The organism is Streptomyces sp. NPDC001902 (assembly GCF_042891295.1).
In the GTDB taxonomy this organism is placed as follows: Bacteria; Actinomycetota; Actinomycetes; order Streptomycetales; family Streptomycetaceae; genus Actinacidiphila.
On the sequence record NZ_JBIATA010000069.1, the window covers coordinates 1 to 1,017 of the forward strand.

Annotated in this window: 1 pseudogene; it reads left to right on the top strand. The window is 68.0% G+C overall.

From position 1 onward, the window contains the following. Nucleotides 1-60: 60 nt before the first annotated feature. A pseudogene (locus ACFYYN_RS43390) lies at nt 61-998 on the top strand (IS5 family transposase). Nucleotides 999-1,017 lie beyond the last annotated feature (19 nt).

A 1,017-nucleotide genomic window follows, 5' to 3' on the forward strand; every position in this document is an offset into this window, starting at 1 on the left:
CTAGGTGCTGTTTCTCGGATCTCCTGACGTGATCATGCGTGTGGATTGACGCTGTTCAGCATGGTTGGCCGTGGAGACCTGACGAATGCGGAGTGGGGGCGGCTGGAGCCGCTCCTGCCTCGTGGTGGTGCGCGTGGCGGTCGGTGGAGCGAGCACCGGAAGGTCATCAACGGGGTGCTGTTCCGGGCCAGGACGGGGGTGCCGTGGCGAGACCTGCCGGAGCGCTTCGGGCCGTGGGAGACGGTCTACAAGCGGCATCGTCGCTGGTCGGCGGACGGTACGTGGGACATGCTGCTGGCGCGCGTGCAGGCGGCCGAGAACGCCGAGGGCAGGATCGACTGGGATGTGTCGGTGGACTCCACGACGGCCCGGGCCCATCAGCATGCTGCCGGCGCCCGCAAGGCCGCTCCACCCGTGATTGCTCCTGAAAAGGGGCCCCACAGCGGGGCAAACCTGGGCGATCCGGCGCTGGCGAGCCTGTCCGTCCGCCTGGCGGAGGTGGTCAGGCAGGCGAGTGCTTAGGCCGTTCGCGCGGCGGCTTCACCACGAAGATCCACCTGTCGGCCGACGGCCGGTGCCGTCCGCTGTCCATCGTCCTGACGCCCGGTCAACACGGCGATAGCCCGCAGTTCCAGGCCGTACTGGAGAAGATCTCGGTGCCGTGCATAGGGCCCGGCCGGCCCCGCAACCGGCCGGACAGCGTCAGCGCGGACAAGGCCTACAGCTCCCGCAACAATCGCCGCTACCTGCGGCGGCGCAAGATTCGGCACAGCATCCCCGAGCCGAAGGACCAGCGGGCCAACCGCCGCAGGCGCGGCTCGGCCGGCGGTCGGCCGACCGGCTTCGACAAACAGCGGTACAAGAAACGCAACGTCGTCGAGCGGGCGATCAACCGCCTCAAAAACTTCCGGGCCGTGGCCACCCGCTACGACAAACGCGCCTACACCTACCTCGGAACCGTCACCGTCGCAGCCCTGATGATCTGGCTCCGCACATGATCCAAGAAACAGAACCTAG